Source organism: Photobacterium rosenbergii, from assembly GCF_003026455.1.
Classification (GTDB): Bacteria; Pseudomonadota; Gammaproteobacteria; order Enterobacterales; family Vibrionaceae; genus Photobacterium; species Photobacterium rosenbergii.
The window spans coordinates 15,301-28,680 of sequence record NZ_PYMB01000013.1; the positions used below are offsets into that span (position 1 = coordinate 15,301).

Genomic DNA, 13,380 nt, shown 5'->3' on the forward strand with positions numbered 1-13,380 from the left:
ATCACATTTCTAACTGTAAGTGCTTTTCAATATGGTTCAACATAAATAAAAATCATCATTATAAAATGGATTATTAAATAATAACGAGGGGGAGCAATCTATTCGCCATTTATAAAAAAACCTCTTTCTTTCGAAAGAGGTTTTCAGCATCAATTGTCAATAAGACCATCACAATTATTATCTAAGCCATCGTTCCGCCTTGGCCCTTTCTCGTTTCGAGATGGGTTAACTTGGGCGTTATTGTCATCGCAATCCCCTTCTTCAGCACAATAGCCATCCCCATCGTTATCAGTACACACTTGGCTATCACCTTCACTCCCACCAGGAAGCCACTGCATCGCATCATATGCCTGAACCAAACCATGGCCGAAGCTATTGTCAAAGCCTACATTGCCAAGGTCGAGTGCTGATTCAAACATGGCCGATGATACATCCTCATAAGATTTACCACTGGCAAGCAGTATCGCTGCAATAGCACTGACATGTGGCGCAGCCATTGAGGTCCCCTGAAAAAAGTAATAGCCACTAGCACCATCTATGATAGTTTCTTGCAACACCCCATCGGCATAGCCATCATTATTAGCATCTGCCCGGGTATTGCCTCCCGGAGCGACGATGTCTAGCCCCTTTCCTTTATTCGAGTAACTTGCCAGATTGTTGTTAAAATCTGTCGCGCCAACAGCAATAACGCTGGGGTAAATAGCAGGATAACTGACATTTTTCCTGAAACCGTCATTACCGGCTGCCGCTACCACCACAACTTGTTTCTCAGCGGCATAATCTAAAGCAGGATCGATAATGCTATCGTTGGCAATTCCAGACCTTGCATTCACCCCTAAGCTCATATTGATGACTTTGGCACCATTATTGACTGCCCAATATATCCCTTCAGCAATATCTGCGAAGCTACCCGAACCAGAGTCGTCCAGCACCTTAACCGGCATGATACAACTCTCATAAGCTAATCCCGCTACACCAATAGCATTATTAGTACGTTGTGCAATCGTCCCAGCAACATGTGTACCATGCCCATCACCATCAGCCGGATCACTGTCATCATTCACCACATCTCGGGGATAAGTAGTGCAGCCAATACCATCACTATTACTATCGGTTAGCCCTGTATCTAACACGGCAACAGTTATGCTTGCTCCCGCACTGATTGTCCATGCACTGCTGGCTTGAACTTTTTCAAAGTGCCATTGATAACTAGCTAGAGGGTCATTAATTGGATATTCAAAATGCTGGGCAATATAATTCTTACCAGCCTTGCGACCTTTGGACTTTTGTTGTTTGACCTTATCCGCTTCCTTTCCTTTATCAGCGCGAATAACAGAAAGACCAGAGTTAGGGTAATATCGAATGAGTACTTCCCCGCTCAACGCTTCTGGCGATGTGGCAACAACCACTTCTCCCTCACGGAAAGGGATGCCCTGACCATTAGCCAATGCACTACAATGAAAGCCCAAAACCGCCCCTATCACTACAACTTGACATGATCTCTCAACGCTCTTTTTCATGATGCTCTCCTTTACGTCACGTTGAGTGTAGATAGAAGTGATTAGCCTTTAAGCTCAAAAAAGTTCAATAAGTAAATTATATGCCCCGTTGTCTCATCGCTAATACAAGCGTTCCAACTGAAGCTACAGAAAACAATACAAAAAAGCCGCCTATATAGGCGGCCAAAATCGATTCAAGCTTAGTGATGAGCTTATAGGCTAATAAAGATACCTGCCAAGGCAGCACTCATTAGGTTTGCTAGTGTCGCAGCCAATACCGCCTTAATACCTAGGCTAGCAACATCACCACGACGCTCTGGAGCCATCACACCGATAGAGCCAATCTGGATAGCAATTGAACCGATGTTAGCAAAACCACACAGTGCAAAAGTAATGATCACTTGGCTGTGCTGGGATAGCGTCTCTTTAATGCTTACAAAGTCCAAGAAGGCAACGAACTCGTTAAGGATCATTTTCTGGCCGATAAAGGCACCTGCTTGCAACATTTCAGAAGCTGGAACACCAATAACAAATGCCAGCGGTGAGAACAGGTAGCCCAGTAAGCCTTGAAGAGTCAGGTTCTCAAAACCAACCCACGAACCAACCGTTTCTAGACCTGCGTTCGCCATCGCAATCACACTGACAAATGCAATCAGCATTGTACCGATAGCCACTGCTACCTTCATACCGTTCATAGCACCTGCAGCTAGCGCGTCAATCGCATTGCTGTGGTCACTTTTTGCCATTTCAATATCAGTCTGCTCAACCGCAACGCTCTGCTCTGGCACCAAGAGTTTTGCCATCATCAAGCTACCAGGCGCCGCCATGAAGCTCGCAGCGATTAGGTACTTAAGGTCAACACCAAGGCCCGCGTAACCACCCAAGACGCTACCGGCTACCGAAGCCATACCACCTGTCATTACCGCAAAAAGTTCAGAGCGGGTCATCTGTGGTAGGAAGGGTTTTACAAGAAGCGGAGATTCACCTTGAGAAAGGAAGATGTTACCCGTCGCAACCAAAGATTCGGCACGGCTTGTACCCAGCGCACGCTGAATGCCACCACCGATCACTTTGATGATCCATTGCATCACACCGAGGTAATAAAGAAGGGAGATAAGAGCACTAATGAAGATAACAAGAGGAAGGACGCGAATAGCAAAGATGAAACCGGAAGTCGCTAGATCACCAAACAGGAACTTGATCCCTTCATCGGCAAAACCCAATACGCTAGCAACACCGCCACTCATTGCCCCTAGCATCTTTTGCCCAACGGGAATATACAGAACCAAGGCAGCAAAGCTGGCCTGTAACAACAACGCCCCACCAACCGTACGCCAGTTGATTGCTTTACGGTTTTCAGATAGCGCGTACGCGCACAATACCAGTACCAAAATACCGGCCAAACTAATTAACAACTGCATTATTTCGTCCTGTTGCTTTGACTATGTGTTGGGATATCGAAAAATGAAGGTGTTACTGCCTGCAATACCAATGGGGACATCGCCTTCGGGGAGAAAGCCAAATAGGAAGGTCCTGAGCAAGAATGCCCAGAAAATGTGGAATTGTCCGTCCATTTGTAAAACATACAAGTCACCTAATTAACAAGCTAAGTAATGCCGGTCCAACTCCGTGGGTCATTCACATGTCCATGGTGACAGCTTGTAACTAAGGTGGCTGAACTCTATGGTTCTGGCCGGAAGCGGAGTATATAGAGATGTCGATCACATTAAAAACCCAGAAAGGTATTTTTTTTGTGATCTAGGTTTGATTGCGCAATTAACCAGCAAATGTAAGAAATTATTTCCAGTTGTCAATTTCTGACTTTAAAACGCAAACGATTACTATTTTTTAAGCACTTTCTTTTTGAATTTTGCCCTGATAAGCCCTAATGAAAACGCGGCTAAGTAACCTCTTACCTAGCCGCGCTATTGTTAGTCTATTTGTCGTACTAAAGACTACTCTTGTTCCTTTTGCATATCTGCAATCACATCAATGTAGTTTTTCGGTGGGGGTGTCCATCCCCGCTCTGATGAGGCATGTTTGTCATGCCTATCCGCTTTCATTTCTTTACTTAACGCCTCTTCTAACTGCATGAACAAATCGCGGTATGTGGCGTTGTATTTATTGTCTTCGGTATTGTCTTTCCAAGCCTGATAGAGCACATTCTTACTCTTGGCTTCAGTTTCATTGAAAGTCTGCCGTAACTGCTCTGCACGAAACGGATGCACACCCAAATCTTTTAATGCCTGTGTCCCTAACGTCAGTGCCGAATGGTAGGTTTCACTGATAATAAAGTCCGCACCCGCAAAACGAAGAGCGTAATGATGCCCCCTATCGTAGGCCCGAGCTAATATCCTCACATGCGGGTAGGTATGTTTCACATACTCGGCCAACTCAACGGCACGTTCCTGATCATCAATGGCTATGACGAGAAGTTTAGCTTCCTCAATACCAGCGGTATGTAGCAAATCTGGGCGAGTTGCATCCCCGTAATAACTTTTGATCTTGATAGCCCGCATGTTATCTATTTGGCCAGCTTCATGATCGAGAACAACGGTTTTGACACCGTTAGCCACCAGCAAACGATTGACTATCTGACCGAAGCGACCAATACCTGCGATGATCACTGTCCCTGTTTCATCAATCTTATCGGCCTCCCGCTCATTGCTCTTCTCCTGAAACTTGGGCAATACCGCTTTATCGAAGAAAATAAACAGCCCAGGGGTTAGGAACATAGAAATCGCAACAACCAAAGACAGCACCTGTGCGACATCCGCTGGCAGTACATGGTTTTGCATCGAGTAGCTGAGTAATACAAAACCAAACTCACCGGCCTGAGCCAAGCTTAATGTCAGTAGGTAGCGATCGCTTCCCCTCACTTTGAAAATTAACGCCAAGATAAATAAAACGGCGGCTTTAAGGACCATTACCCCTAGAGTGATACCAAGCACCATACCGACATTGCTAAACAGCACCGAGAAATCGATACCCGCACCAACGGTGATGAAGAACAACCCTAGCAATAGACCTTTAAAAGGCTCGATATTCGATTCTAGTTCATGGCGGAACTCACTATTGGCCAACACGACACCGGCCAAGAAAGTCCCTAGTGCCGGTGACAAGCCGACCAAGCTCATCAAGGCAGCGATGCCGATGACCAACATTAATGCTGTAGCCGTGAAAATCTCCCTAAGCCCGGCATTAGCAACGAATCGGAACAAGGGCCGGCTAAGGAAGTGACCACCCACTACCACAGCAGCAATTGCCCCGATAACCACCAGAGCATAAGCCCACCCGGGAAGGCCTGCGACCAAACTTAACTCTTCATGATGGTCGGCAGCCTGCTGAGCCAACTGTTGGGCTTGCTCTACCAATTCAGGTAAGGCAAGTAGCGGGATCAATGCCAACATCGGGATAACGGCTATATCCTGGAACAACAGCACGGAAAACGCATTTCTGCCCCCTTCTGTTTTAGCCAATCCTTTTTCATTGAAGGTCTGCAACACAATCGCTGTCGACGACAAGGAGAAGATCAAACCAATAGCTAACGCCATGGTCCAGCCTAGGCCGAACATCATCGCGATAGCCATCACAATCACTGTCGTCAGACCAACCTGCAAGCCACCAAGACCGATCAAGCGATGGCGCATGTCCCAGAGCATCCGAGGTTCAAGTTCCAAACCGACCAAGAACAGCATCATCACCACACCGAACTCAGCAAAATGCTGTATGGCTAATGTTTCCTCCCCGACCAGACCAACAACAGGGCCAATCACGACCCCGGCAATGAGGTAACCCAAGACTGAACCAAGACCAAGCCGTTTGGCGATAGGCACAGCAACAACAGCAGCGCACAGATAGATAAAAGCCTGAATAAAATAGATGGTCATGCTGGCACCTCCGTGATCAACCTGTCGAGATGATCATTGAGTTTGGCCACTTCTCCCGCCTGTGCAAAATCAATTCGGTCATCACGCAATGCCAGTAACAGTCGCTGCCACCCTTCTATATGTGCATCTACCCGCTTCTCTTCAACTGCTGTTCGAGCACCGAATAACGCGTAAGGTGCAAGATATTCCATGCCCGTTAATACCGCGGTTTGCTCAAGTGGATGCAACAGCTCACGGATGGTGTAATGATTAAAACCATCTTCGCAATAAGCATTCACCGGACCACCAGCCGTTAATGCGCAAAGAAATTTTTTACCATGTAATGCAGTACCATCGGCACCATAGGCAAAACCATATTCCAATACGAGATCCTGCCATTCTTTTAAAATCGCAGGCGTGGAATACCAATACAAAGGGAACATGAACACCACAATGTCATGTTCAAGCAACCGTTGCTGCTCTTTATCGATGTTGATCCGGAAGGTGGGGTACTCATGGTAAAGATCAACCGTTGTCACACCATCGATACCTTGGGAAGATCGGAACAAAGGCCAATTTATCTCAGAACGGTTAGTTGACGGATGGGCAAATAGGATGAGTACTTTGTTCTTAGTCCCTGACATAAAGCTCCTCACACTGGGAAAGAAAACGACAAGCAACGGATAAACCGTGTCCCCAAAATCATTCACAAAACTGCTATAAGACAATAGCCTACATTCGGCTTATGCCCTACCTCTTTTGCATTAAGTGTAGACTGACAAATAAAAAAAGGGCGCCTGGAAGAGCGCCCGAAAGGAAGTTGTGTGCTAATTGCTTACATCGTTTCCAAGCCAGGTATCCAAGGAAAGGACGCAATGTCCTAGGGGAGGTAAAGATACCTGGCTTGTTGCCCGAAACGCATAATAACTAAAGCAATGGTTGTGCCAAGTTTCGCAACTGGACAATAATCAAATATATCAACCGAATAAAGTGGCAGGATTTCAGGTGCCACTTACAGATATCAGGGCTAAATGAACTCACTTTGGCGATTTAAGGCTAGTCATCACCTTTTTTATTGGGGTACATTGTCATTATCTAAATGAAATTATTGAATACCGACCTCAAACCTATCAATCAAATGATTACAAACCGTGCACTACGCACCAAAATGGGTCATATGGGAGTCTTATCTACACTTGTGATGAAAAAGGACACGGTAATTTTAGGATTGTTCAAAACCGCCAACACTCGAGGATTCCAAGGCTTTTTGCTATTGAAACACGTTTCAATCTGGCTGTTTATCTCGTTGTTCGTTGCCCTGCAAAGCCACGCTAAATCGGTTGTCATCCCCCAGCAGTTACTCAATCATACTGACACTTACGGCAATGTTTCGTTACGTAACTCTGCCGAACTCATTTTGCCTGATCCTCTCGTTATTAAAGGTAACCTGAACCTAGAAAATAGCCAGATACGCCAACTTCCCAATACCTTAACAGTCAACGGTAACCTTAACTTGGCCTATAGCGATATAGAGTATCTACCAGCCCAGTTACACATCGGCGGTTACCTCAACCTTGCCCACTCTAAAATTGCCGCCATTAGCGAAGGGCTGCAGGTACAAGGCGATCTCAGCCTAATGGGAACACAACTGACCAAACTCCCCTCACACCTCTATGTCGGAGGAGATCTCTACCTCGCCAATTCAAGTATCACCGAATTACCAGAGTACCTTGTGGTAAAAGGCAATATTTACCTCGGCGGTGTCACGATCACTTATATTCCCGACCAAGCTCAAATAGACGGAACCATTTTCCAATAAAGAAAAAAGGCGTCCATGTGGACGCCAAGGGAGGTTGTAACGGAAGCAACTTTTTATTGTTCGCCTTTCTCTTTGAAAAGCCGATTAATGAATGATTTGCTCAAGGAAGGCTTGGGTTCTATCAAACTGCGGGTTACTAAAGAAGGCTTCAGGTTCATTCTCTTCAATGATTTCCCCTGCATCCATAAAGATCACCCTATCGGCGACTTCTCTGGCAAAGCCCATTTCATGGGTCACACATAACATGGTCATCCCCTCTGAAGCTAACTCCACCATTACATCGAGTACTTCACGTACCATTTCCGGATCCAAAGCCGAGGTTGGCTCATCAAACAACATCACTTGCGGTTGCATCGTCAGTGAACGGGCAATAGCTACACGTTGTTGCTGGCCACCCGATAACTGCCCAGGAAACTTATGGGCTTGATCGGCAATCCTGACACGCTTTAAATACTCCATAGCAAGTGCCTCCGCTTCCTGCTGGGGCATTTTCTTTACCCAAACTGGTGCCAAGGTGCAATTTTCCAACACTGTTAGATGGGGGAATAAGTTAAAGTGCTGGAAGCACATGCCCACTTCTCGCCTTACCAGTTCGATATTTTTAAGATCATCGGTTAGCTCAGTCCCGGCTACCTTTATTTGTCCACGCTGATGCGCTTCAAGATGATTGATACAGCGGATCATGGTTGATTTACCCGAGCCTGATGGGCCACAAATCACTATTTTCTCGCCCTTTCTTACATTCAAATCGATATCTTTAAGGACATGAAATTCACCATACCACTTATTGACTTTCTGTAAGCGGATCACCGAATCTTCCGATACTGACTGATAAACCGTTTTGCTATACATATTCACGACTTCCTTGTGCTAATTAATGTTTGTGTTCTGTACTCAGCTTACCTTCCAGGTAAATGCTGTACCGCGACATGCCAAAACACATAATCCAGAAAATTAAAGCGGCAAAGACAAAGCTCTCAGTAGAAAAGCCAAGCCAAGCCGGATCGCTATTGGCTGATTGGGCAATACCCAAGACATCAAACATGCCGATTATCAGTACTAAGCTAGTGTCTTTAAGTAAGGCAATAAAGGTATTAACGATAGAAGGAATACTGATCTTCAACGCCTGAGGCAAAATGATCAGCCGCATCGATTTCCAATAACTCAGCCCCAAAGCTTCAGCGGCTTCAAACTGCCCCTTTGGAATAGACTGCAGCCCTCCACGGATAGCCTCGGCCATATAAGCGGCATTAAACAAGACAACCCCAATCAATGCCCTGACCAACTTATCGATTTCCGTCCCGCCTGATAGGAATAGCGGCAGCATGACCGAAGCCATGAAAAGCACCGTGATAAGCGGCACACCACGCCAGAACTCGATGTAAACCGTACTAAAGCTGCGCACGATAGGCATTTGCGAGCGACGGCCAAGGGCCAATACCACACCAAATGGCAATGACACCACAATGCCGGTTAAGGCAATCACCAAGGTGATCAACAGACCGCCCCAAAGATGGGTTTCGATAACAGGTAAGCCTGCAACACCACCATAGAGCAAGGCTACGGATAACACTGGAAAGCCTGTTAAGGCAAAAGCAAGTAGCCCTTTTTTTACTTTCGCATTGCCTAGCATCATCCCTGCAATCATGCCTAGCAACCCCATCATAAAGGCAAGGGGGCGCCAACTTTCATCGCTTGGATAGAAGCCAAACATAAATTGCTCAAACCTGGCCTGGACAAATACCCAGCAGGCACCATCACGGCTACAGTCGTCCCTGCTTGCTCCAACCCAGTCTGCATCAAGAAAGGCCCACTGAAAAATACTCGCCAATGCAATGAAAACACTTCCGGCAATGACACCGGTAATCAAGGTATTCAAAGCAGAAGAAAATAAGTTTTCCCTCAGCCATGCCGAAATACCCACCATTTTAGAGGGTGGAGCTTCTGAGGGTGAAAAATGAAAAACCTTCATATTATCTCTCCACCAATGCCATTTTGCGGTTATAGATATTCATCAACAATGATGTCAATAAACTGAACGTTAGATAGACCGCCATCGTCATTGCAATGATCTCAATCGCCTGACCGGTCTGGTTGAGTGTGGTGCCCGCAAACACCGAGACAAGGTCGGGATAACCTATCGCCATTGCCAGCGAAGAGTTTTTCACCAAATTCAAATACTGACTGGTCAACGGTGGGATAATGACCCGCATTGCCTGCGGTATTATCACCAACTTAAGGACCTTGCCCGACGGCAGCCCCAACGCATTCGCTGCCTCGGTTTGCCCTTTACTCACTGCCGTGATCCCCGAGCGCACAATTTCAGCGATGAACGCTGCCGTGTAGATAGAAAGTGCGATTAACAAGGCAAACAACTCTGGCATCACATCAATACCACCACGGAAGTTAAACCCTTTAAGTTCAGGGTACTCGACACCCAATGGTTTACCGGCAAGGAAGAATGTAGCCATTGGCAGTACAACCATAATCAATGCGCTTAAACGCCACGCGGGTATTACCTGACCGGTTTGTTGCTGGCGGTGATGTTTAAATCGGTGAATAGCGAATACGCCAATCAAGCTAGCAATCACTGATAGCCCTACCCAACCTGCACCTGGATATACCTCAAGTGCAGGTAGAAATAGCCCTCGGACATTAAGGAAAACCGCATCAGCAAAAGACAGGCTATTACGAGGAGAAGGCAGTGCCTGCAAAACAACGGTGTACCAAAACAGTATCTGCAGCAGTAGAGGAAGGTTCCTGAATATCTCGATATATACGGCAGCAACACGGCTCAACAGCCAGTTCTTAGAAAGGCGTGCGACCCCAATGATGAAACCCATCACCGTTGCCAAAGCAATACCTAACCCCGCCACCAAAGCAGTATTAAGCAAGCCAACAATAAAGGTGGCACCATAGGTATGGGTTTCATCATAGGGGATCAACGACATCCCAATGCCAAAGCCTGCTGTTTGCCCCAGAAAATCAAACCCTGTCGAGATCCCCCTTTGCTCCAAGTTACCCAATGCATTGGTGATCGCGGTATAAATAAAGAACCCAACACTACATAACAGCAGTAACTGGAAAAATACGGCTCTCACTGATGGGTTATATACGACTCGTTTCCAACCACCTGAGGGAGGCGCTGTTTTTTCCTCAGCTGAAGCAGCTCTTGCAACACTCTCGTTGCTGGCAGGTTTGGAATCAAGGTTAAGCGGTGAATCCAGTTCTAAATCACTTGTAGACATCTATGCACCTATACTAACAAGTTAAATCCCTGTGCAAATCAAAGTAAAAAGGATGCCAGCTCCCCAGTCTCTGCTGGCACCCTTCCCAGCCAACTTACGTTTTATTGAAATACCATGTTAGCGAACAGGTGGCGCATACATAATGCCGCCATCATTCCATAGAGCATTGAGTCCACGTGCAATTTTCAATGGTGAGCCCGTACCGACGGTGCGTTCAAAGCTGTCACCATAGTTACCTACTTGTTTGAGTACTTGATAAGACCAGTCATCGGCTAAACCCAGGCCCTGCCCTTTAGGTCCCTCAACACCCAACAAGCGCAATACGTTAGGATCAGTAGACTTTTTCATACTGTCGATATTCGCCTGATCGATACCGTATTCCTCGGCATTGACCATTACATTCAATGTCCACTTAGCGATATTGAACCACTGGTCATCACCTTGGGCGACCACGGGCCCCAGAGGCTCTTTTGAAATGACTTCAGGTAACACAACCGCAGAAGATGGATCGGCTAATTTGATACGGAGCGCATAAAGCTGGGATTGATCGGAAGTCAGCACATCGCAGCGCCCCGCTTCAAACCCTTTCACTGTCTGGTCTGAGGTATCGAAAACCACTGGCTTGAATTTCATCCCATTAACACGGAAGTAATCCGCCAAGTTCAGCTCAGTGGTGGTACCAGACTGGATACATACCGAAGCACCATCTAATTCTTTGGCTGAGGTAATGCCCAGTTCTTTACTAACCATAAAGCCCTGGCCGTCATAATAGTTAACCCCAACAAAGTTGATACCTAGGGCGCTATCACGCTGCATCGTCCATGTCGTATTCCGTGAGAGGATATCTATTTCACCTGACTGCAGTGCTGTAAAGCGCTCTTTGGCAGTAAGCGGCACGAACTGAACTTTGCTTGCATCTTTCAAAACCGCAGCAGCAACTGCCCGGCAGTATTCCACATCAATCCCTTCCCAGTTTCCTTTGGCATCGGTACTAGAAAAACCAGGTAGACCTGTACTCACACCGCACTTTAGAACACCGACTTCTGTCACCTTCTTCAAAGTTGCTCCACTTGAAGCCTGCGCGGCCGTTGCTGCGCCCGACATCATCAACGCTGAAGCTAATAATGAAATTGAAATACCATTAACGACTTTCTTCATATTGGACATCCTGTCTACCATTAGAGATAACCTTTTGATTAATGTTGCAGTCTCAAAATTGCAACAGGCGTGCCAATATACCCACAAAGAATTACACAGGCTTTGAAACAGAAAAATCCACTAAGATAGGTGGCATTGGGGAAATATATAACTAATTGATAATAAAAAGAGGTGTATCTCTTTTATTCTCTCATTCTGTTTTTGGTAGGCGTTCACACATGGTGCATAATTGCATCAAAAGGGGTCATCAGTTTGGCGAGGGGTATGCACCTTAAAAAGGCAGATAGGCTTATTGTACTCAACAATAAGTACACTTTATTCCAACGTGTAAAGCTATCAAACAAATATAAGTAGGCGTTTAGACATCTATGAGGAATAAGGATATGTCAGTCAATCAAGTGCTAAAACTAAATACAAAAGAATAATTGAGCGACGAAAACGATTGCGTGGAATGTAGATAGAAAATTAAGGGTAATAGGTATTTGGTAAGGTAGGGGGAGTATATGCCAGAAACACTGGATCACTTGTGCCTCTGGCTGTACTGCTTTTAACCTACTTTTAAATCAAGCAATTAGCGCGAATGCGCTGCAACGACATTACTTAGATTTAGTTTTCAGGTTATTTGTTTGTGTCTGATGGTAAAACCACTGACGACGGTTACGATTTGACATAATACACCTCTCATTTTTCCTAAACGAGTAAGGTTGATATTTCTCTTTAATAATACCGTTCTTACTCATCCTATACCGCTTTACTTTATACTGAACCCTGTGACATCCATATGACAATTCAGTAAAAGAAAAACGTCAATCCTCATTGTTATCCAATAGGTAATTACCTAACACAAAAGTAAAAGCATGTCTTATGCCAACTTTAGAATAACCGAGGATTTAAAGAACTGTGATGTAGCTAGAGGAGAATGACTTGACCTTAATTAACGGTTTAAGGAGCCCTGTATGGAAATTTCCACCTCTGAATAACAATCAACAGATTCCAATATAAGAGGCTACTAAGTCTTTTGCAATACTCTTTGGCATTTTTTTTGTGATAGACATCATCTATTTCCGACCTCAGATACATAATTTCAAAATAAAGTAGCGCAGGTTGCTGTTTTGACTCATTTAAATTCCAAGTTAACAGTAAAGCACCTCTACAGAAAATTTATCATTAACAAGAAAAATGTATCGTTATCAATGACAGAATAGAACTTGCAACACCACAAAAACCTCATATTGACAACTTCGCAACAAGCAATAGACTGGCATAATAGTCCTCGTGGAGATGGTACTATGGGTATGTACACTATTACTTTAGAGAAAACCGCGAAAGTTCCGAAGAAAGTGCTATTCGAGCTCCTCACCGACCACGGTAACCTGGGCCGTTTCTTTAACGGTCAGTACAACTTGATTAAAGAAGGTAAACCTGAGAGTAACGGTATTGGTGCTATTCGAGAAGTGTCTAACGGCTTATTTACCGTTCAAGAGCAGGTGATTGACTACAAACAAAATGAGCACCTGCACTATAAGATTATCCAAGGGGCTGCAGTAGAAGAGCATGGTGGATGGATAAAGTTTAACAGCCTAAATGCACACGATAGCATGATCCACTACCGAATTATGTTTACCCCAAAAGTGAAAGGTACAGGTTGGATAATGAAGTACCTTATTGAAAAACAAATAAAAAGAGCGTTGGACAATTTAGCAGACTATGGTGAGGATCACTGGCAACCTTGAAACAGCTTTTCCTCCAAATAACTGAATTATCATACGAATGTTCTAATTGTTTAA

Annotated in this window: 10 protein-coding genes; 2 read left to right on the forward strand and 8 right to left on the reverse strand. The window is 45.2% G+C overall.

The genetic code is table 11. From position 1 onward, the window contains the following. Positions 1–149: 149 nt before the first annotated feature. The 4 genes from C9J01_RS19845 to C9J01_RS19860 all read right to left on the reverse strand — a co-directional run bounded on the left by C9J01_RS19845 (position 150) and on the right by C9J01_RS19860 (position 6,012). Positions 150–1,520, reverse strand: a complete 1,371-nt coding sequence (locus tag C9J01_RS19845) for a S8 family serine peptidase (protein ID WP_107299882.1) — start codon at positions 1,518–1,520, stop codon at positions 150–152. 191 nt (positions 1,521–1,711) lie between these two features. Further along, positions 1,712–2,920 (reverse strand): NupC/NupG family nucleoside CNT transporter, encoded by a 1,209-nt coding sequence (locus C9J01_RS19850; protein WP_107299883.1) that lies wholly within the window; start codon positions 2,918–2,920, stop codon positions 1,712–1,714. Positions 2,921–3,454: 534 nt separating this feature from the next. Continuing rightward, positions 3,455–5,389 (reverse strand): monovalent cation:proton antiporter-2 (CPA2) family protein, encoded by a 1,935-nt coding sequence (locus C9J01_RS19855; RefSeq protein ID WP_107299884.1) that lies wholly within the window; start codon positions 5,387–5,389, stop codon positions 3,455–3,457. Continuing rightward, positions 5,386–6,012: an NAD(P)H-dependent oxidoreductase gene (locus C9J01_RS19860; protein WP_107299885.1), complete on the reverse strand. Its 627-nt coding sequence runs from the start codon at positions 6,010–6,012 to the stop codon at positions 5,386–5,388. Before C9J01_RS19860 ends, C9J01_RS19855 begins: the two co-directional genes overlap by 4 nt. Before the next feature lie 629 nt (positions 6,013–6,641). Between C9J01_RS19860 and C9J01_RS19865 the strand changes: the two genes are divergently transcribed. Next, a complete protein-coding gene (locus C9J01_RS19865) occupies positions 6,642–7,187 on the forward strand; it encodes a hypothetical protein (protein WP_237157021.1) in 546 nt (181 codons plus the stop codon). A gap of 84 nt (positions 7,188–7,271) precedes the next feature. Here C9J01_RS19865 and C9J01_RS19870 read toward each other — a convergent pair whose 3' ends face one another. The 4 genes from C9J01_RS19870 to C9J01_RS19885 form a co-directional block, all read right to left on the reverse strand. Next, complete coding sequence (locus C9J01_RS19870) at positions 7,272–8,039, reverse strand: amino acid ABC transporter ATP-binding protein (RefSeq protein WP_107299886.1); 768 nt, start codon at positions 8,037–8,039, stop codon at positions 7,272–7,274. A 22-nt stretch (positions 8,040–8,061) separates the two neighbouring features. After that, the gene (locus C9J01_RS19875; protein WP_107299887.1) at positions 8,062–9,159 is read right to left on the reverse strand and encodes an amino acid ABC transporter permease; all 1,098 of its coding nucleotides are present in this window, start codon (positions 9,157–9,159) and stop codon (positions 8,062–8,064) included. Position 9,160: 1 nt separating this feature from the next. After that, positions 9,161–10,435 carry an amino acid ABC transporter permease gene (locus C9J01_RS19880; RefSeq protein ID WP_107299888.1) on the reverse strand — a complete coding sequence of 425 codons (1,275 nt, stop codon included), beginning with the start codon at positions 10,433–10,435 and terminating at the stop codon, positions 9,161–9,163. A gap of 117 nt (positions 10,436–10,552) precedes the next feature. After that, positions 10,553–11,593 carry an amino acid ABC transporter substrate-binding protein gene (locus tag C9J01_RS19885; protein WP_107299889.1) on the reverse strand — a complete coding sequence of 347 codons (1,041 nt, stop codon included), beginning with the start codon at positions 11,591–11,593 and terminating at the stop codon, positions 10,553–10,555. A 1,295-nt stretch (positions 11,594–12,888) separates the two neighbouring features. Between C9J01_RS19885 and C9J01_RS19890 the strand changes: the two genes are divergently transcribed. Continuing rightward, positions 12,889–13,326, forward strand: coding sequence for an SRPBCC family protein (locus C9J01_RS19890; protein WP_237157022.1), 438 nt, complete (start codon positions 12,889–12,891; stop codon positions 13,324–13,326). Positions 13,327–13,380: the final 54 nt, after the last annotated feature.

Bases quoted from the DNA above. Each gene is read 5' to 3' on its own strand.
- C9J01_RS19845 (WP_107299882.1), bottom strand. From the start codon at position 1,520: ATGAAAAAGAGCGTTGAGAGATCATGTCAAGTTGTAGTGATAGGGGCG.
- C9J01_RS19850 (WP_107299883.1), bottom strand. From the start codon at position 2,920: ATGCAGTTGTTAATTAGTTTGGCCGGTATTTTGGTACTGGTATTGTGC.
- C9J01_RS19855 (WP_107299884.1), bottom strand. From the start codon at position 5,389: ATGACCATCTATTTTATTCAGGCTTTTATCTATCTGTGCGCTGCTGTT.
- C9J01_RS19860 (WP_107299885.1), bottom strand. From the start codon at position 6,012: ATGTCAGGGACTAAGAACAAAGTACTCATCCTATTTGCCCATCCGTCA.
- C9J01_RS19870 (WP_107299886.1), bottom strand. From the start codon at position 8,039: ATGTATAGCAAAACGGTTTATCAGTCAGTATCGGAAGATTCGGTGATC.
- C9J01_RS19875 (WP_107299887.1), bottom strand. From the start codon at position 9,159: ATGAAGGTTTTTCATTTTTCACCCTCAGAAGCTCCACCCTCTAAAATG.
- C9J01_RS19880 (WP_107299888.1), bottom strand. From the start codon at position 10,435: ATGTCTACAAGTGATTTAGAACTGGATTCACCGCTTAACCTTGATTCC.
- C9J01_RS19885 (WP_107299889.1), bottom strand. From the start codon at position 11,593: ATGAAGAAAGTCGTTAATGGTATTTCAATTTCATTATTAGCTTCAGCG.
- C9J01_RS19890 (WP_237157022.1), top strand. From the start codon at position 12,889: ATGTACACTATTACTTTAGAGAAAACCGCGAAAGTTCCGAAGAAAGTG.